The following is a 17747-nucleotide window of genomic DNA, read 5'->3' as shown; positions in this document are numbered from 1 at the left end:
ACTCCAAGACGCTTCGCGACTATGGCAGTGCTGGAGCCAAATCCGCTTCACAATGACCGGCTGCTTTCTGGCTGGTTCATTCAACCTCGCGCCAGTGTCTTGGAGTGTCGGCGGCTCGACAACGCTTTGGCAACGTATTGTGACATCTAAAACCCTTCACCATCCGTCGGAGCCCGTCAACACGCCCCATCCAGCATCCCTTTGCACGCCTGCAAATGCTGCTGCACGGCCTGGCCTTCGCTGCCCATCATTACGAATCGCGCCCCCATACCGATCACTTCTCGTGCATCATCCGCACTCTTGGCGGGATGCCCCAACCATTTCCCCTGCCTCGCACACGCCGCTGCCACCGTCTCCACAGCGTTACGCATTTTTGTTTCCTGAAGCGACGGCTTGCAGCCCAGTCGCAATGACAAGTCCCCTGGACCAATGAACAACACGTCCACACCCGGCAAAGCCGCGATAGCCTCCGCATTGGCCACGCCTTGCGGGGATTCGATCATCAGCACCACCAAGGTCTCCGCCAAGGCATGTGCCACGTAGGCATCCTTGGCATGCGCGCCGAAATCGCCATCGACCCAGGAGCCATCCAGCCCCCGGTTGCCCAACGGCGGGTGCTTGGCGGCAGCGACCACCGCGGCCGCCTGCTCCACGGTTTCCACCATCGGCACCATGATGCCCGTGCCCCCGTCCTCCAGCACTCGTGACAACGCCACCGGTTCCACCGATGGCGTCCTCCACAAGGTGTCCACATTCGCCAACTTCGCCTGAACCAGCATCAACGACACATCCCCTGCATGCCAGGGACGATGTTCGCCGTCCAACACCACTGCATCAAATCCGGCCCGCTGCGCATGCTGAGGGAATGACTGGATGGCCGCCCCGGTCGAGCAGACCCGGGCCACACCGCCAGTGCGGAGTTTTGAAAGGATGTTGGAAGTGCGCATGGCCACCACCATGCGGACATTTTACAGGGAGGCAATGGAGATGCCGCTTCTCACATCAAGCCGGCAGATTCTTCTCCAAGAACCGCAGGAAGTTCCCGTGCATGATGTTGGCAACGTCGGTCTCGGAGTAGCCCCTCGCAGCGAGCATCGGGGGTACCTTTTGCAAATCCGCGATCGTCTCCAGATCCATGGGGGCCTGCTCACGACCGAAGCCGCCATCCAGATCCGTACCCACGCCGGCATGCAGAGAGTTCCCGGCAAGCTGACAGACGTGATCAATGTGATCCACCATGTGTTGCAGATTCACACCAGTGTCCTCCGGCCGGGTTTTGAACTTGATCCACCCGGGCACCATCATCCAGGCATCCAGGGCGGCGCCGATCACGCCGCCACGCTCAATGAGATGCTTGAGTTGCTCATCCGTGAACTGGCGCTGAGCCGGCACGAGAGCGCGGCAGTTCTGATGGCTGGCCCAGACGGGTCCTTGAAACAACTCAACCGCCTCCCAAAACGCCTCGTCAGTGAGATGCGTGGCATCCATGATGATGCCGAGCCGGTCCATCTCCTTCACCAGCTCCCGCCCTTTGGCGGTGAGCGGACCTTCCGCCTCGGTTCCAGGAGAGTACGTCCCCACGCCGTAGTGGGCGGGTCCGAGGGCGCGCAAACCGTCGGCATAAGAGCGCTCCAGATGCCCCAGGGTGATCATGGAGTCCGCCCCTTCCAGGCTGAGGATGTAGCCAATCGGAGCATCGGCCGGCGGTTCTCCCATCCAGAGATCCGCCATCGCCTTCAGCTCGCCCACCGTGCGGATCTGCTTCATCTCCCCCTTCTCCTCCATCGCCCGATACCAGGCGAGCTGCGCCTGCGTCATCGCCCAGGCAATCTCCGGGGAATGCCAGCCGGGGAAGGGGTTGGTTTCCCTCACATAACGCGCAATTTGCGTGGCCACACAAATGCCGATCCGGCCCCGGCGCATCTCTGGAAAACACACCACGCCATTGCCGCGGTCTTTCATGTCCGTCTTGCCCTGCTCCCGGCGGCGAATCTCCTCAATGGGGCGGGTCAGATCACGGTTCCACTCCATGGCATTCATGGAGAGATCAAGATGGGCGTCGAAGATGAAATGTGGAGAAGAGCTCATGGAATGAAGTGAAACAGAGGAACTAAGACTTCGTGCCTGGATCTTGCGTCAGTCGCTGGGACAGATGACGCATGCCATGCATGACGCGAAAGATGACAAGCGATTCGGATTGAATCCGGTAGAACACCAAATGAACGCGAAAGGCCCCAGGAAGCGACACGGATCGAAGGCCCTGGAGCCTGGGATCCTTAAATTTTCTGGCGATTCCACTCTCTGGAAATTCAGTCAATCGAGCCAAAGTTTGCTCAACCGCCGAAAGGTAACGAAGTGCAATCACCTCTCCAGCACAATCCGAATACCATTCGGATTGCAGCCTCAGGTCTTCTACCGCAGCGGGAAGTATGAGCACCCCATCCCTGCTCATGAAGCTTGTCCGCCTCCGACCTTTGACTCGATATTCTTCCTCAAACGGGCAAAAAGGGCTTCATTGGCAGGCACCGCCTCCTCCCCCAATGCACCGAGCAACTCCTGCTCGAGCTCAGGGGACTCAAATCCATCGCGCGTCAACACGTCCAGATGACGATGACACATCCAATCCATTAGCTCGTAGAACTGACCCGGGGGAAGGGTCAGGATGGTATCCTCAATTTCTTGAATGGTAGCCATGGGTGGAGTCTAAGAGGTTCCCATCATTCCTGCAACGTCACACGGTAATCACCCGCTCCCGGCCCGCCACCTTCCAGGTGCCATCCGCGCGGCCATCCCGCACGACAAACGCGTGGGAGTGCAGCGCCACGGTGGGACAGATGTGCCAGGGCACGCCGTACACGACGCTGCCCACGGGGAATTCACCCGCCTGCGGCGTCTCCACCGCCAGGTGTTCCTCGCTGTGCATCACCGCTTTGGCATCCGGCAGGTTCAGGAGATAAACCCTGGGATGCGGATTCTCGGCAGCGATCGCCTTGTGCCCCAGATCCAAAGTCAACCGCTCGGGAGCCGGTTTGCTGATTACTCGTGTCACCACCAGTGCGGCGTGCAGGAAGTCGAGATCCGGGTGCTTGGTGCCGTATCCCCAGTCCCAGAGCACGCAGGTGCCGGGGCTGCATTCATAGGTGCCACGCCGGGCATGGATGCCAAAGGTGGGTGTGCCGCTCACCACGTAGTGCGGCACGATCAGACCGAGCGCCAGCAGACGATCCCGCAAGGCTTCCACAGGCTGATACGCCGCTTCCACTGCCGCGGTACGGGCCGCCAGATCGTGATCGTGAATATGGCCGTCGTAGGCATGGATCCCAGCCACCTGCACGTTCGGCAGAGTGGCGAGTAATTGATAAAGCTGGATCGCTCCATCACCGGGCTCAATACCCGTCCGGGCCATGCCGCAGTTCACCTCCAGCATCACCTCCACCGTCACGCCTTCTTTTCCAGCCGCCGCAGAGAGCGCTCGGGCGGCGTCTGGATCATCGGCGACGGCGCAGAACCGGGTTTGCGGGTACTGCTGCTTCAGCTTCAAAAACCGGGCAATGTTAGGCCCCACCAGTGGGTAGGCCAGCAGGATGTCCTTCGCCCCAGCCTCAGCCGTCATCTCCGCCTCGGCAATGGTAGCGCATTTGAACTTGGAGATGCCAAGCACGAGGTGCAGCTTGATCACCTCCGGCATCTTGTGGGTCTTCATGTGCGGCCGCAGCCGTTGCACATCTCCCACCATGGCAATCATCCGCCGCAAATTCTCCTCGATCCGGTCCGGATAGACCAGCAGGGAGGGCGACGGAACTTCGTCGATGTTCTCAACAGCGTACCAAGGCAGGGCGGCAGACATGCGCCTCAACTTGAACAAAGTCCGTCACTGCCTGCAAGGCCGGAGAATGATACAAACGTGTCGGATCAACCCTCACTTGGTCGATCCGATTCCGGGATTAATGGAAGCCGAAGACATCCAGCAGCTTCAGCAGCCAGTAGCCGAGGATGCCCGTGATGGGCAGGGTCAGCACCCAGGCCCACACGATGCGGTGCACAATGCCCCACTTCACCGCGCTCAGACGGCGGGTGGCCCCCACGCCCATGATGCTGGTGGAGATGACGTGCGTGGTGGAAAGGGGGATGCCCATGTGGCTGGCAGACTGAATGATAACCGCCGCCGTGGTCTCGGCAGCAAAGCCGTGCACTGGCATCAGCTTCACCATCTTGTGGCCCATGGTCTTGATGATGCGCCAGCCACCGCCTGCCGTGCCGGCAAACATGGTGATGGCACAGACAATCACCACCCAGGGGGGGATTTCAAATTTCTCCGACTTCAGGAAGCCCAGCCAGCCGGGCAGTTCATTGAAGGCACCCGCTTGCGTGCCGGTGTACATCGCCAGCGCGATGATCCCCATGGTCTTCTGCGCATCGTTGGTCCCGTGACTCAGGCCCATGAAGGCAGCACTGACGATTTGCAGCCGGCCGAAGACCCGGTTGATCCATGAGGGCTGCGCCTTGAAGAGCGCCAAATTGAGCAGCATCATGATGATGGCCCCGAGGATGAAGCCGATCAATGGAGACAGGATCATGGGCTTGATCAGCTTGGGCCACAAGCCCGTGCCCCAGAGCAACACATCCCACCCTTTGGGAGAGGAAGCGATGCCCGCACCGCAGAGCCCACCCACCAGCGCGTGGCTGGAGCTGGACGGGATGCCAAACCACCAGGTGATCAGGTTCCAGATGATAGCACCGAGCAAGGCTGCCAGCACCGTCGCCATGGTCACGGCACTCACGTCCACGAAGTCCTTGCCCACCGCCTTGGCGACGGCTGTGCCCATGAGCGCTCCAAAAAGGTTGCACACCGCGGCCAGCATGATGGCCTGCCGGGGTGTCAGCACCTTCGTGGACACCACGGTGGCAATGGCGTTCGCCGCATCGTGGAAGCCGTTGATGTACTCGAAGGCCAGCGCTGCGATGAGTACGCAGAGGAAAAGCGTCAGCATGGGCGGGAGTGGCGGATCAGGAGTACTTCAGCACCACTTGGAAGACCACGTTCCCGGCGTCGCGGCACCGGTCAATGGCCCGCTCCAGCAGTTCGTAGAGGTCTTTGAGGATCAGCACCTCGATCGGGTCCGCCTTGCCGTTGTAGAGCTGGCGCAGCAGATCCATGAGCATCTTGTCGCCATCGCCTTCAATGTGCTGCAGACGGTCCTGCATGTCCTGGATGTGCTCCATGCCTGCCTTCTTGCGCAGGGCACCCACCATGTTCACCACTTCCACCGTGCCCAGGTCCAGCAAGTTGATCTGGCGGGAAACGATGTCGTTGGCGTACTGCACGGGGCAGAGCGCGAGACGTTCCGCGATCTTCTCCACCGTCTTGGGAATCTTGTGCAGGGCACTGCTGAGATGCTCGATGTCTTCGCGGTCCAGCGGCGTGATGAAGGTCTTGCACAGACGCTCCGTCACCTCCTGGGTCAGACGCTTATGCTTGCGCCGGCTCTGATGGATAGCATCGAGCTGAGAGCTGGTGTCGGCACCCATATGGGTCATCACATCCTTGAGAAGGATCGCGCAGTTGCGCGCTTCCGCGGCACTGGCCTCCAGCAAAGTGTAAAACGTGTCGTCGCGTTTGAAGAGACTGCTGAACATGCGGGAGGGGATAATGCCTGAGAGCGCGTCAAGTGACATTAGGTGACGTTCTTGGCAAGTTCGATTTGCCTCAGACCCTCGCGAATCTGGACAAAGTCGGCCCGGCTAGCACAAAGAAGACGCCCGACTCCCCCACAAGCCGCCCCCGACGTTGACATAAAAATCGGACCGGAGAGGATGGACCCCACACGCCACCGTTCATCTCCACCCCAACATCCGCATGAGCGCCCTCATTTACGACCCCGCCGACCTGAAACCCTCCACGCCCTGGAGCGACACGGTCTGGGCCTGGACCAGCGAGGAAGAACTGGTGGACCACTCCACCAAGGCCCGCCTCTGCGTGGCCGCCCTGCTCCCCTTTCAGGACCAGAAGCCTGACTGGGACAGTTTCGTCCGCAGCATCGACTGGATGCGCCGCTGTGCCGCCCGCTATGGGGTGGAAATCGACTTCGTGCTCAATGCGGACACCGGCTACATCTTTGACCTGACGTTGGAGGAATATCGCGAAGTCCTCCAGCGGTTCCGTGCCGCCTTCCCTGACCAGCGCTTCATCGCCGGCGTGACCGGCAAGGACCTCGGCCACAACGACTTCAAGGCGGAGCGCTACTTCCCCATGATCGATGCGGTGCAGGAGCACGACAACTGCGAGGTCATGCTCATGACCTCCCGCACGCTCAACTCCCTGGGCACCGAGGCCCGTCGGGATGCCTATTATGAGCTGGCCGAGCACCTCATCCGCCCTGGCATTGTCCACGCGCTGGAGCCTTCTTTCGTCCCCTGGGCCACCCCCTACGAGCCCTGGCTGCTCCATGAACTGGCCAAGCACCCTAAATTCGTCGGCGGCAAAATCTCCACGCTGGATGAGCCGCACTTCCTCTACTGGGCCGCCATGTGCAAATCCCTGAAGCTGGACTTCGCTCCGCACAGTGGGGATGACTTCGGCATCTGCACGGCCATCCGACTCGGATTGCCTCTGCTCATCGGGGCCGGCGTCAGCGCCTGCCCGCTTATCTGCGCGGCCAAAGACATGTGGCTGCTCGACAGCGTGGCGGAAAAGCAGTTCAAGACCGGCACGGGCCGCTTCGACACCCGGGTGTACAAGGTCTTTGAGGCCATCCAGTCCTTCGAGGATCTGGTGTTCCGCCTCGACGACAAGATGAGCGCCTCCGCCTACAAACACAGCACCGCCCACGTGCTCACCCTCCTGGGTCACATCGCCACCTCAGAAGCCCACCCCCGCTGCCAGGATCTGCGCGGCGATGACGAATCCCAGCGTATGGCGGAAGCACTGCGACGTCCTTTGCGGATGGCTGAGCGTATTGGTTGTAAAGACCTGTTCCACTTGCCCAAGTAAAGGCGGAAAACAGGCAGCTTAGACAACCGAAAGGGGCAATCCGTTTAATAGACAAATCATAGACGGTGTTAAAAAAATTGTAGACAAAAGCTCAACACATGGAATGTTGTCATTGTGAAAACGATGATTGCAACGAACCGTCGCACTCGGAACACAACCCCTGCTGCTCCGGCTGCCCCTACCGCTGAGGAAGTCGATGCGGACATGGCCCTGCTTCAGCGCATCGGCCAACGCGATGTCGCCGCCTTCCAATACTTCTACAAGAAGTTCAGTGGCCTCCTCTACTCCACGATCCACCGCGTCCTGAACGACCACCAGGACACTGAGGACATCATGCAGGAGGTTCTCGTCCAGATTTGGCAGAAAGCCCACCTTTACGAACCCACCAAGGGCAAACCCCTGACTTGGGTGACCACGATGGCCCGCAACCGCGCCATTGACCGGATCCGCGCCAAACAGCGCCGCAGTCGGCTCAATGACGACTTCGAATCGGAGTCCCGCACGGCCCAGCCTGAATTCGTGGATGACACCAGCGATGTCCTTATCGCCAAGGAGAGCGACGCTGCCGTGCAGAGCGCCGTTCTGGAACTCACGCCTGAACAGCGTGAAGCCATCCAGATGGCCTACTTCGGCGGGCTGACCCAGAGCGAAATCGCAGAACGTCTCAACGAGCCACTTGGCACGGTGAAGGCCCGCATCCGCCGCGGTGTGCAACGGCTCGAGCAGGTGATCAAGCGCCGTATCTAACCAGGCCTGAACCTGGCACCGATCTCAACCCATTAAAAAAGGGAGGCTCCGGCCTCCCTTTTTCGTGGTTGGATCTGATGACGAAGTACGACGATCAGTTCGCCGGAACGGGAACAGATGCCTTCTCCTTGGTGGCACCTTTCTTGCCCTCAGCCTTTGGTTGGGCTGCCTTGGCTTTTTCCTTTTCCTTCCGCTCCTTCTCAGCAGCGACCGCCTTGGCCTGCATCTCCGGCGTCCAGTCCAGGATCTGGTGATCCTTCAGAAGACGCTCACGCAGCTTGGCGTAGGGCACTTTCTGCACCGTCAGGCTGTCATCGATGGCAATGGAAGCCGCGGTGGCTGCGGACTGGCCCAGCAACAGAAACACGGGCTCCATGCGGATGCTGCCGTAGGCAATGTGGGAGCTGGAGACACAGACACCCACCAGGAGGTTGCTGCACTCGCTCTCCTTGGGTACCATGGCCCGGTAGCTCACGGGGTACGGCGCGGGGGTGGGCTTCTCCACATTCCCCTCGGCCTTCACTGCGCCATCCACCACCACGCGGGAGGTGTGGTGGGAGTCCATGGTGTAGCTCGCCAGGCCCACGCTGTCTTCCGGCACCACCTTGCCGGTGCAGTTGTGCTCGGTCATCACGTAGTCAGAGATCATGCGACGCCCTTCGCGGACGTACAGCTCGTGCGGCCAGCCGCCAGTTTCAGGAAACTGGTCCTTGGGCAGGCCGAAGGTTTTCACGAAGTCACGGAGCCGCTGCGGCACCGCCTCGTCATTGGCCAGGAACCACATCATGCCCTGCTGGTAGGTCACGTGCGCCTGGAAGATCTTTTCGCGCTTGGCCTGGTCAGCCTCGGGCCATTCGTTGCTGCCGCCGATGAAGTCGGTGGAGATGGGACCGGCGTTGTTGCAGTCACCCAGGTTCAGCTTGATGGGGCCGTACTTGTACGTGAAGTCCCATGGGAAGTCGGGCTGGGTCGTGATGTAGCGCAGCAGCAGCGCGTAGTCATCCCGGTTGTAGTTGGCCGGCTTGGGGTAGGCCGTACCCTGATCGGCTTTGGTCAGCCACATGCGGAAGTTATAGGCCTGAACCCACTTGTCACCCGAACCCGCCTGACGCGGAGGCCCGGGCTGAATACCTGGCAAAAGGCCGCTGGAGGGATCTCCCGCCTTCACATAGGGGTCCACATCGAAACGGAACTGGTGCTTGTCCGCCACGAAGTAGCCGTTCACCGTCTCGCCGTACACGGAGTTGTCCTCACGCCCCACATGGTAGGAGACACCGGCCCCGGCGAAAAGGTCGCCCTCATACGTGGCGTCCACGAAGAACTTGGCCTCGATCCGGTTGCCGTTCTCAAACTCCAGCGCCGTGATGCGGTTGCCGTCCTTCACCACCTTGGACAGGCGGTGCTCGTAGTACACGGGCACATCCGCCTCCTTGAGCATGGCGCGGAAGACATTCTCCGCATCGCCCGAGCGGAAGCCGCTCCATTTCCCCATTCGTTTGAGGAACTCGGCAGCCATGCCCCCGATGGATTCCTTTTTTCCCAGATCCACGGCCGTCAGCCCTGCGGAGGTGAGACCACCCACGTGGCGGCGATGGACAGCCAGGGCCGAGGTCTTGCCCAGGCGGCGGGCCTGCACGGCCGCGCCGATGCCGGCCGGGGTGCCGCCATAGACGCACAGGTCCACCTTGATGACCTGAGGCGGATCGGCCTTCGGCACTTCGTAGTGGTAGCGCAGACCGGGATTGGGAGTGGAGGGACCGTCTGCAGCCACAGCCAGGCTGGTGGCCAGCGGAATCGCCAGCAGGGGGAGAAAGCATCGGTGCATCCGCAAGTTCTAGCTGGCTGGCGGTCAAATTGCAAAGTCAGAAGGCAAAGTTGGCCATCGGGCGGCGAACAGGTCCAAAAAACAACCCGCCCATGCAAGAGATTGCCGAATGCGCCCGCAGAGTTACTCGTCTACCTTGTAGAATCCTGCGCACCCCCACCTGACAACCGAGATGATTTGCCCCCCTGCCCCCTCTCCCAGCCCGGCCCAGCCCGGGGCAGGAGCATGGCGGGTCTCCGGCCGCTGGTTCCGGGAGGCAACGGGGGCAAAAGTGTACCTGCGCGGCGTGACCTATGGGCCCTTCAAGCCCAACGCCCAGGGTCTGCCCTGGCCCGAGGAGGCTCGGTTGCAGGATGATTTCCGCAAGATGGCCGCACTCGACTTCAATACGGTGCGGGTGTATGAGCCCCCCACCGAAGCGGTGCTCCAGGCCGCACGCGACACGGGCCTGCGCCTGCTGGTGGGCATCCCGTGGACCCAGCATGTGGACTTTTTGAGTGAACCCGCCATTCAGGCGGAGGCGATCACCCGCGTACAGGATGCCGCCCGACGTCTAGGCAGGGATCCCGTGGTCGCGGGTCTTCTGGTCGGCAACGAAATCGAAAAGACGCTCGTGCGGTGGATGCGCCCGGAACCCGTCCGTCGTTTCCTGGAAAAGCTCATCGCCACGGTCAAGACAGAAGCGCCGGATCTCCCCGTCGCCTATGCCAGCTACCCGTCCACCGAGTACCTCGTCCCGCGAAACGCTGACTTCGTGGCCTTCAATGTCTTCCTGGAAGACAAGGATCGGTTCGAAGCCTACCTGAAGCGCCTTCAGATTCTGGCCGATGGCAAGCCGCTGGTCATATCGGAGTTCGGGCTCGACTCCAAAAAGCATGGCGAAGCCGCCCAAGCCCGTACGCTGCAATGGCAGCAGGAGGCCGTGCAGCGCTCGGCGGTGGCGGGCAACTTCTGGTTCTCCTTTACGGACGAATGGCACCGCGGAGGCGAGGAAATCACGGGATGGGAGTTCGGCCTGGTCACGCGTGATCGTCAGCCCAAGCTGGCCTCCGAAGGGCTCGCCGCCATCCCTCAGGGACCACCCCAGTCACAACCTCGGATCTCCGTCATCGTCTGCACCCGCAATGGCTCCGCCACGTTGCGCAACTGCCTGGCCGCCCTGGGCACCCAGACGTACTCCAACTACGAAGTGCTGGTCATCGATGATGGCTCCACGGACCAGACCCCGGGGATTGCACGAGAGTTCCCGTTCGTGAAGTACCACCACCAGCCCCCTGGAGGCCTCAGTGCCGCGCGGAATCACGGCATGCGCCTGGCTACCGGGGAAATCCTGGCCTACACGGACGACGACTGCATTCCGGATGAAGACTGGCTGAGGTATCTGGCCCCGGCTTTCGACGAGCCCTCCTGGGTCGCCGCCGGAGGGCCCAACCTGCCTCCGCCACCGCGCAGTCTCACCGAGGCCTGTGTCGCCGCCGCTCCAGGAGCGCCGGCTCATGTGTTGATGGGCAACGAAGAAGCCGAGCACCTGCCCGGCTGCAATCTGGCCATTCGCAAAGCCGCCCTCGAAGCCATCGGTGGATTCCGCGTGGAGTTCACCACAGCTGGCGATGATGTGGACGTCTGCTGGCGTCTCCAGGAGCAAGGCGGAAGACTGCGTTTCGTCCCCGCGGCTGTCGTCTGGCACCACCGGCGCTTCACGGTCAGCGCCTACCTGCGGCAGCAGACCGGCTACGGTCTGGCTGAGGCCCTCTTGATTGGCCATTTCCCCAAGCGTTTTGCCTGGCTGGGCGGCGCTCGCTGGCGCGGGGCCATCTATGGAGACGAAACGTATCATGGCGATCTGGAGCGACAGCACATCCACTTCGGCTCCCATGGGCTGGCTCCCTTCCAGTGCATCTACACCGGCAGCGGCGACACCCTGGCCCATTGGATGAGCGGCCTGCCCTGGCTGGTGGGCAGCGTTGCCGCCCTGGCGCTTGGATTCCTGCACCTGGCCTGGTTGGTGGTGCCGGCGCTCATGCTCGTGTTGTCCATCCGTGTGGCCAGCAAGCGTGCCGCCATGAATGACTTCATGCTCATCGCCCACACCTGGCGGCACCGGGCGTTGTTGTGGACGCTTTGTTTCATCCAACCCGTGGTCCGCGACTGGGCCCGGCTGCGAGGCATGATGCGCTACCATGCCCTGCCCAAGGGCAAACTTCAGTGGCCTTGGAAGACAGCGCCTCTCACCCTCACGCCTGAGCGAGCGGAAGGCGCGCAGTTTGCCTTCTGGAGCGCGGATGGGGTGGGCCGAGAGGCTTGGCTGGAAGCCTTTGCCAAAGAGTTGCAGGAGACCCACGACCTGCGCTGCCGCCCCGCAGGGGACTGGAGCCTGTGGGATGGCAGCTTCGCAGACTCAGGCACCCGGCTTCGCTACGTGACCGTGACTGAGTACCACGGAGGCGGCATGTGCCTGACGCGGGTCAAAGCTTCGACTTGGAGCCCCGGCATCCCCTTGTTCTCCGCGTTGTTTTACCTTTCTCTGATTCTCGTGCGCTACCTGAATTGGGGAGGAGGGCTCCTCCTGCTTTCCATGGTGGTGCCCTACCTCATCCTGGTACTCGGCAGCATTCTTGTCCTACGCCGGTACAAAGTGGCTGCTCAACAGGCCGCCAAATCGGTTGGCATGGTGCCCATCACACCCAAACAGGCGCCCTCTTTGAAGTCCCGCAATCTGCACCTTCCTGCGACGGCGCTTGATTCGCGCTGAGATTTCTGTGAACTAGTCGGCATGACGCGCCGCCTTCCCATCCTGCTCACCTGCCTCGTTGGCCTGGGTCTGGCCCTGGGGCTCCCCTCCTGTGAAAAGCCCAAGGAGTTGCCGTACAAGGAGCTCAAGTACCTCAACAACGCCTTTGCCGATCCTCAAACAGGCAAGGCCTTCACGGGGATCTCCAAGGACTACTACAAGGACGGCAAGTTGAAGGCGGAGTACCCGATCAAGAACGGCTACTACGAAGGCACCGTGAAGGAGTGGCACCCCAATGGCAAGCCCCTGGCCGAGACGGACTTCGTCAAAGGCGAACGCGTCGGCAAGAACCGCGAGTGGACCGAAGCCGGTCTCCTCTACCGCGAGCGGGTCTATGATCACGACCGCATCGTGTCCGAGAAGAACTACGAGGCCGGGAAGTAGCTCAAGGGTGCCAGGTTAGGGGCCTGAGGCTTCAAAGCGTTTCTTATAGGTGGGCGCCCGGTGAGACATCACCAAAGGCCTGTAGTCCAAGGAGCGGCGGTTTGTGCTTGCACAACCGCCGGACGCGTCCGGAGGACGAGTGCCCCCAAGCCAACAAACAGCGACGAGGTGGCGTAAGATGAAGGGAATAGGGCAGCCAATCGCTCCGCTCTCCCCCGGCGGTTGTGCAAGCACAAACCGTCGCTCCTTGGACGCATGGGTTGGCGCAATCCCTGGCCCTTGGCACGAGGAAAACATCTTTGCTTTCATGAAATAGGCCGGAACCCTCACGCCAACGGCGTGATACAAAACAGCCCGGGGTCAGACTGCGAAGCAGTCGCCACCCCGGGTAGCGCGTGGTAGCGATAGAACTCCAAGGGAGTTCAACAAACCGTCCAGATCACCCGGAGACGACCATCCTGCATGCGGTGGACACCTCAGGGGTGCAGCCGCAGTTTGTAGAACTCACTTCGGAGTTCTGGTTCACTTGCCCGCGTACCCAGGGTGGCGGCTCGTGCCTCGCCTGACCCTGGGCTAACTTGTACCACGCCGTTGGCGTGAAGCATCCACACAGACGGCCAGCAAGTTTACGCAGTACGCGGAAACAAATTCACGCGCCGCAAAAAAAGGCTGCATGCCTTGCGACATCCAGCCTTTGAAGTTGATCTCCAGATCAATCTGCGTCCACGAATCAGTGACCGCCGCCCTTCTCGGCACCGAGGCCGGTGTGGGCGCGAACCTTGAGCTCCGAGAATTTGGCCTCAGCTTCCGGGTCCTCCTTGGTCAGCACAGTACCCAGAAACGCCGCCAGGAAACCGAGGGGGATGCTGACAATGCCCGGGTTCTCCAGCGGGAAGATGGCTCCAGCCTTGCCGAAGATCCCGTTGGGGCTGATCATGATCAGGAGGATCGAGGAGGCGAGACCACCCACCAGGCCGCTCACGGCGCCAGCGGTGTTGAAGCGCTTCCAGAAGACGGAGAAGAGGATCACTGGCAGGTTGGCAGACGCCGCCACGGCGAACGCCAGGCCCACGAGGAACGCGGCATTCACCTCCGGTCCGAGAGCGATGGCGATCCCGATGCTGACCGCTCCCACCACAAAGGCGGTGATGCGGGCCACGCGCACTTCCTCACCTGCGGTCTTCTCTTTCCCGTGATGGATCACGTTCGTGTAGAAGTCATGCGCAAAGGAGGTGGAGGCGCTCATGGTGAGGCCGGCCACCACCGCGAGAATCGTGGCGAATGCCACCGCACTGATGAAGGCGAAGAACAGGTTCCCACCGAGGGCCAGCGCCAGAATGGGTGCCACCATGTTGGTGTCAGGCTTGCCTGCTGCTGTGGTGATGGCGGATTTTTCAAGAATGGTGGCGGCACCGAATCCGAAGAACGTGGTGAGGATGTAGAACACCCCGATGATCGCCATGGCCCAGACCACGCTGGAGCGGGCGGTCTTGGCATCCGGCACAGTGTAGAAGCGCACAAGGATGTGTGGCAGACCGGCCGTGCCCAGCACCAAGCCCATGGCCAGTGAGACAAGATCAAGCGGCCCCCATGGACCCGCGGCAGCGACGCCATACTTCAAACCCGGTTCCAGCAGGTTTTTCGGCGCGGCAGTGCCGCCGTAGTCGGCACGCGACACGTGGTCAAAGAAGTTCGCCATGCTGAAGCCATGGTGCTGAAGCACGAGATAACTGAGGAAGAAGGCACCCGCCATGAGGAGGATGGCCTTGATGATCTGCACCCAGGTGGTGGCGAGCATGCCGCCAAAGACCACGTACACCAGCATGAGCACGCCCACCCCGATCACTGCGGGAGCGAAGCTCAGACCGAGCAGGCTCTTGATGATGACCCCGGCACCGACCATCTGGGCGATCATGTAGAAGGTGGAGACCGTGATGGTGCTCAGTGAGGCCATGGCCCGCACCGGGCGGGGGCTCAGGCGGTAGGCCAGCAAGTCGGCCATCGTGTACTTGCCCGCATTGCGCAGCGGCTCCGCCACGAGGAAAAGCACGGTGAGGTAGGCGACCAGGAAACCGACGGAATACATGAAACCGTCATAACCCAGGAAGCAGATCATGCCGGAGATGCCCAGGAAGCTGGCGGCGCTCATGTAATCGCCGGCCACGGCCAGACCGTTCTGCCAGCCAGTGATGCTGCGGCCCGCAGCAAAGTAGGCGGCGGAACCTGTGGCCTTGCGGGCACTGAAGAATGTGATGACCAGCGTGAGAACCACGAAGACGAGGAACATGCCCAGGGCGGTGTAGTTCACACCTCCAGTATGGGCAGGGGCAGGACTGGCGCTGGCACTGGCCGCCTGGGCCAGGAAGAGGGAGAGGGCGCTCATGTGTGAGAGATGGTCGTAAGGGAGAAGTGAGGTGAGGGAGGACCGGGGGCCGGGTTATTTCTCAAGGTGTGCCTCGGCCAGGAGCGCGGCGTTCATCTTGTCCCACTTGGCCGCCTGACGGACATAGAGAGCAGCAAGAATCCATGCCATGAAGAACTGCGACAACGCGAAGAGATAGGCCAGGTTCACCTTGCCAAGGACCTCCTTCTTCATGAACTCCGGGAACCAGCCCACGGAGATGGGAAGGGCAAAAAAGTAGATCAGGAAGAAGACCGTCATCTTGGTCAGGAACCGCGTTTTCACGCGAAGCAGTTCCTGAAAGGCGGGTCGGGCAGCGATACTGTCCCAGTCAGGGGCAGCCGTCTTATGGACATTTGGGTTCTCCGAAGGCATGGCGCAGAGGCTAGGGTATCCTCATACGCCGTGGCAAGCGCGGAATTGCGGCAATCTTCGGGCATCTTAACCCGATGAAAGCGGGTGCGACTCAACGCACCACAACCTTCTTTTTCCCGAGAAGCTTCCAGCCGTAGTAGGCGGCTCCAGCCAGCACCACAATGCACAACAAGATGATCGCCCAGGGCTTGGAATTGACGAGGCTGGTCACCTGGGTGGGCTTCTGGCTCAGCACATCCGTCAGCTTGTAACGGAAGCGCACATCCTGGCCATGGCTGTTGTAGTGGCCGGAGTTCGTACCGCCGATGGTGCCGTCGAAGTGGGTCTTGTACTGCACATAGTTGAAGTCGCCCAGTTCAGCCTTCGGTTCACCCTGGCCGAGCTTGCGCTCGATGGTGGTCTTGTCCGCCTCCTTCTTCACCGTGAACACGCCGGCCACGATGGCGGCGGGAGCATTCTTCGCGATGGCTTCATTGAGCTTCTCGATCGACTTGAACTTCAGCTTCAGCTTGGCCACCGGCTTGCGGTCTGCGCTCACTTCGTAGGACACCAGCGTCACTCCGTCCAGATCGTCAAAGCGCTTCTGGATCTTTGCCGGGGCGAACTCGGCCTGGATGGGATCATACTTGGACACCAGCGAGTCCGGCAGGTTGATGGTGACGAGAGCCTCACCCGAAAGGTCCTTGTGAATCACCATGTCCTCTTCGTAGTCCAGGCACGAGGAGAGCAGCATCGTAACGGCGAGCGCCGCAAAAACAGAGGAGAGGCGGTGAAGCATGCGCGATGGTGAGAGGAGAACGCCCTCGCCGTCAAGTGGAAGCATCGTTTGACACCACGGGAGTCGTTTATTAGGTGCGTGCCCAGTCGGCCCCTTTGCATGAATCCGTCCCTCCTGGAGGAACTCGCCTCCCCTGAATCCGAGCAGCTTCAACGCGTGAAAGCCGTGCGGGCAGCCATGCCAGAGGGCGGCATGTTTCGAGACAAGGAATGGCAGGTGTCCCCCTCTGCCCTGCCGCTTCCGGCAGACGTGGTGAAGCGCATTCATGCACTCGGTCCGGCCACGGCCGCGTTTCAGGCGGCGTGCAACCGTCTTTACCAGGAGGCCGTGGACACTCCTTCCCTCCATTGGGCGGCCCACGTTCTCGATCAGGGCAAACCAAAGCGGATGGTTGCCTTGGGCCGCAACGCCCGCTGGAAGGACGCCCTGCCCCGCGTGATCCGCCCGGATCTGGTGTGGACAGACACAGGGCTCAGCATCACCGAGCTGGACAACCTGCCGGGCGGCATCGGCCTCACCGGATGGATGGGCCAGACTTACTCCGCCATCGGCGAGGACGTGCTGGGCGGTCCCGCGGGCATGCTGGACGGCTTTGACCGCGTCTTTCCGGAACATGACATCCTCGTCTCCCGCGAAGCCGCAGACTACGAGCCGGAAATGGCGTGGCTGACCGGTCAGCTCAATGCACGAGACGGCGGAAGGCGGCGCGTCCTCAACCCCTGGTCCATCCAGCCCCAGGATCTGAAAGGCCGGGACGTGTATCGCTTCTTCGAGCTGTGGGACACCGACAATGTGGAACACGCCGAGACGCTGCTGAGCATGGCGGAGGCGGGCGAGTTGCGCTTCACGCCACCCATGAAACCTTATTTGGAGGAGAAGCTCTGGCTGGCCCTCTTTTGGTCGCCCGCCTTGCGCCGGTGGTGGGAGGCAGCGCTGAGCGCAGACCACCTCCAGCTTCTGAAGGAATCGATTCCCTACGGTTGGACCCTCGATCCCGCCCCTCTGCCCCTGCATGCGGAATGGCCGCGCCTGGGTATTCACGACTGGCAGGAGATGAAACGCTTCGGCAGCCGGGAGCGCGAGCTGGTGGTGAAGATCAGCGGATGGTCAGAGAAGAGCTGGGGCTCTCGCGGGGTGAAGATCGGTCATGACCTGCCCCAGGACGAGTGGGCGGAGGCGATCGATGAGGCCTTGGACTCCTATCCCTCCAATCCCTACCTGCTCCAGAGATTTCACCGGGCCCGGGTGCTTACCCACCCCAGGCATGACCAGGCCAGCGGCCGCATCGTCCCCATGCAATGCCGCGCCCGGCTTTGCCCGTATTACTTTGTCCATGAGGGCGAGGTCACCCTCGGCGGGGTGCTCGCCACCATTGTGCCCGCAGACAAGAAGCTGCTCCACGGTATGCGGGATGGCGTCATGATCCCTTGCAAAGCCAAGTAGGCCCACCCGCCT

General features: G+C 61.4%; 15 protein-coding genes. 5 read left to right on the top strand and 10 right to left on the bottom strand.

All coding sequences use genetic code 11. The annotated features are described in order from the left end of the window. Positions 1-176: 176 nt before the first annotated feature. The 6 genes from BV034_RS02980 to BV034_RS02955 all read right to left on the bottom strand — a co-directional run bounded on the left by BV034_RS02980 (position 177) and on the right by BV034_RS02955 (position 5637). Positions 177-947, bottom strand: a complete 771-nt coding sequence (locus BV034_RS02980; protein ID WP_081887544.1) for an aldolase/citrate lyase family protein — start codon at positions 945-947, stop codon at positions 177-179. 55 nt (positions 948-1002) lie between these two features. Then, positions 1003-2088, bottom strand: a complete 1086-nt coding sequence (locus BV034_RS02975) for a membrane dipeptidase (protein WP_050023971.1) — start codon at positions 2086-2088, stop codon at positions 1003-1005. A gap of 360 nt (positions 2089-2448) precedes the next feature. Continuing rightward, the gene (locus tag BV034_RS02970; RefSeq protein WP_050023969.1) at positions 2449-2694 is read right to left on the bottom strand and encodes a hypothetical protein; all 246 of its coding nucleotides are present in this window, start codon (positions 2692-2694) and stop codon (positions 2449-2451) included. Positions 2695-2731: 37 nt separating this feature from the next. After that, on the bottom strand, positions 2732-3847 hold the full coding sequence (locus tag BV034_RS02965; protein WP_050023967.1) for a D-TA family PLP-dependent enzyme: 1116 nt from the start codon (positions 3845-3847) through the stop codon (positions 2732-2734). A 97-nt stretch (positions 3848-3944) separates the two neighbouring features. After that, the gene (locus BV034_RS02960; RefSeq protein ID WP_050023965.1) at positions 3945-4991 is read right to left on the bottom strand and encodes an inorganic phosphate transporter; all 1047 of its coding nucleotides are present in this window, start codon (positions 4989-4991) and stop codon (positions 3945-3947) included. Positions 4992-5007: 16 nt separating this feature from the next. Then, a complete protein-coding gene (locus tag BV034_RS02955; RefSeq protein ID WP_050024025.1) occupies positions 5008-5637 on the bottom strand; it encodes a DUF47 family protein in 630 nt (209 codons plus the stop codon). 220 nt (positions 5638-5857) lie between these two features. On the opposite strand from BV034_RS02955, the gene BV034_RS02950 reads away from it, so the two are divergent. Then, positions 5858-6991, top strand: coding sequence for a hypothetical protein (locus BV034_RS02950; RefSeq protein ID WP_050023963.1), 1134 nt, complete (start codon positions 5858-5860; stop codon positions 6989-6991). A 123-nt stretch (positions 6992-7114) separates the two neighbouring features. Further along, positions 7115-7738 carry a sigma-70 family RNA polymerase sigma factor gene (locus tag BV034_RS02945; RefSeq protein WP_050023961.1) on the top strand — a complete coding sequence of 208 codons (624 nt, stop codon included), beginning with the start codon at positions 7115-7117 and terminating at the stop codon, positions 7736-7738. Between the two features lie 94 nt (positions 7739-7832). On the opposite strand, the gene BV034_RS02940 is transcribed toward BV034_RS02945, so the two are convergent. Further along, complete coding sequence (locus BV034_RS02940) at positions 7833-9563, bottom strand: FAD-dependent oxidoreductase (protein ID WP_265592555.1); 1731 nt, start codon at positions 9561-9563, stop codon at positions 7833-7835. A gap of 172 nt (positions 9564-9735) precedes the next feature. Between BV034_RS02940 and BV034_RS02935 the strand changes: the two genes are divergently transcribed. Together BV034_RS02935 and BV034_RS02930 are read left to right on the top strand one after the other, a co-directional pair. After that, positions 9736-12315 (top strand): glycosyltransferase, encoded by a 2580-nt coding sequence (locus BV034_RS02935; RefSeq protein ID WP_050023957.1) that lies wholly within the window; start codon positions 9736-9738, stop codon positions 12313-12315. A gap of 21 nt (positions 12316-12336) precedes the next feature. Continuing rightward, positions 12337-12738: a hypothetical protein gene (locus BV034_RS02930; RefSeq protein ID WP_050023955.1), complete on the top strand. Its 402-nt coding sequence runs from the start codon at positions 12337-12339 to the stop codon at positions 12736-12738. Between the two features lie 730 nt (positions 12739-13468). On the opposite strand, the gene BV034_RS02925 is transcribed toward BV034_RS02930, so the two are convergent. The 3 genes from BV034_RS02925 to BV034_RS02915 form a co-directional block, all read right to left on the bottom strand. Continuing rightward, positions 13469-15046 (bottom strand): sodium/solute symporter, encoded by a 1578-nt coding sequence (locus tag BV034_RS02925; protein WP_050024023.1) that lies wholly within the window; start codon positions 15044-15046, stop codon positions 13469-13471. A 129-nt stretch (positions 15047-15175) separates the two neighbouring features. Then, entirely contained in the window at positions 15176-15514 is a 339-nt protein-coding gene (locus tag BV034_RS02920; protein ID WP_050023953.1) for a DUF485 domain-containing protein, read from the bottom strand. 91 nt (positions 15515-15605) lie between these two features. Further along, positions 15606-16292, bottom strand: coding sequence for a hypothetical protein (locus BV034_RS02915; RefSeq protein WP_050023951.1), 687 nt, complete (start codon positions 16290-16292; stop codon positions 15606-15608). 99 nt (positions 16293-16391) lie between these two features. Here BV034_RS02915 and BV034_RS02910 point away from each other — a divergent pair, with 99 nt between their 5' ends. Then, positions 16392-17735 carry a hypothetical protein gene (locus BV034_RS02910; protein WP_081887538.1) on the top strand — a complete coding sequence of 448 codons (1344 nt, stop codon included), beginning with the start codon at positions 16392-16394 and terminating at the stop codon, positions 17733-17735. Positions 17736-17747: the final 12 nt, after the last annotated feature.

Source organism: Verrucomicrobium sp. BvORR034, from assembly GCF_000739635.1.
Classification (GTDB): Bacteria; Verrucomicrobiota; Verrucomicrobiia; order Verrucomicrobiales; family Verrucomicrobiaceae; genus Verrucomicrobium.
Note: the sequence above shows the minus strand (reverse complement) of the source record. Positions and strands in the feature narration are given on the sequence as shown.

What these genes read in the sequence shown, in the direction of transcription:
- BV034_RS02980 (WP_081887544.1), bottom strand. Translation starts at nt 947, where the DNA reads ATGCGCACTTCCAACATCCTTTCAAAACTCCGCACTGGCGGTGTGGCC.
- BV034_RS02960 (WP_050023965.1), bottom strand. Translation starts at nt 4,991, where the DNA reads ATGCTGACGCTTTTCCTCTGCGTACTCATCGCAGCGCTGGCCTTCGAG.
- BV034_RS02920 (WP_050023953.1), bottom strand. Translation starts at nt 15,514, where the DNA reads ATGCCTTCGGAGAACCCAAATGTCCATAAGACGGCTGCCCCTGACTGG.
- BV034_RS02940 (WP_265592555.1), bottom strand. Translation starts at nt 9,563, where the DNA reads ATGCACCGATGCTTTCTCCCCCTGCTGGCGATTCCGCTGGCCACCAGC.
- BV034_RS02935 (WP_050023957.1), top strand. Translation starts at nt 9,736, where the DNA reads ATGATTTGCCCCCCTGCCCCCTCTCCCAGCCCGGCCCAGCCCGGGGCA.
- BV034_RS02930 (WP_050023955.1), top strand. Translation starts at nt 12,337, where the DNA reads ATGACGCGCCGCCTTCCCATCCTGCTCACCTGCCTCGTTGGCCTGGGT.
- BV034_RS02915 (WP_050023951.1), bottom strand. Translation starts at nt 16,292, where the DNA reads ATGCTTCACCGCCTCTCCTCTGTTTTTGCGGCGCTCGCCGTTACGATG.
- BV034_RS02975 (WP_050023971.1), bottom strand. Translation starts at nt 2,088, where the DNA reads ATGAGCTCTTCTCCACATTTCATCTTCGACGCCCATCTTGATCTCTCC.
- BV034_RS02970 (WP_050023969.1), bottom strand. Translation starts at nt 2,694, where the DNA reads ATGGCTACCATTCAAGAAATTGAGGATACCATCCTGACCCTTCCCCCG.
- BV034_RS02950 (WP_050023963.1), top strand. Translation starts at nt 5,858, where the DNA reads ATGAGCGCCCTCATTTACGACCCCGCCGACCTGAAACCCTCCACGCCC.
- BV034_RS02955 (WP_050024025.1), bottom strand. Translation starts at nt 5,637, where the DNA reads ATGTTCAGCAGTCTCTTCAAACGCGACGACACGTTTTACACTTTGCTG.
- BV034_RS02945 (WP_050023961.1), top strand. Translation starts at nt 7,115, where the DNA reads ATGATTGCAACGAACCGTCGCACTCGGAACACAACCCCTGCTGCTCCG.
- BV034_RS02965 (WP_050023967.1), bottom strand. Translation starts at nt 3,847, where the DNA reads ATGTCTGCCGCCCTGCCTTGGTACGCTGTTGAGAACATCGACGAAGTT.
- BV034_RS02910 (WP_081887538.1), top strand. Translation starts at nt 16,392, where the DNA reads ATGAATCCGTCCCTCCTGGAGGAACTCGCCTCCCCTGAATCCGAGCAG.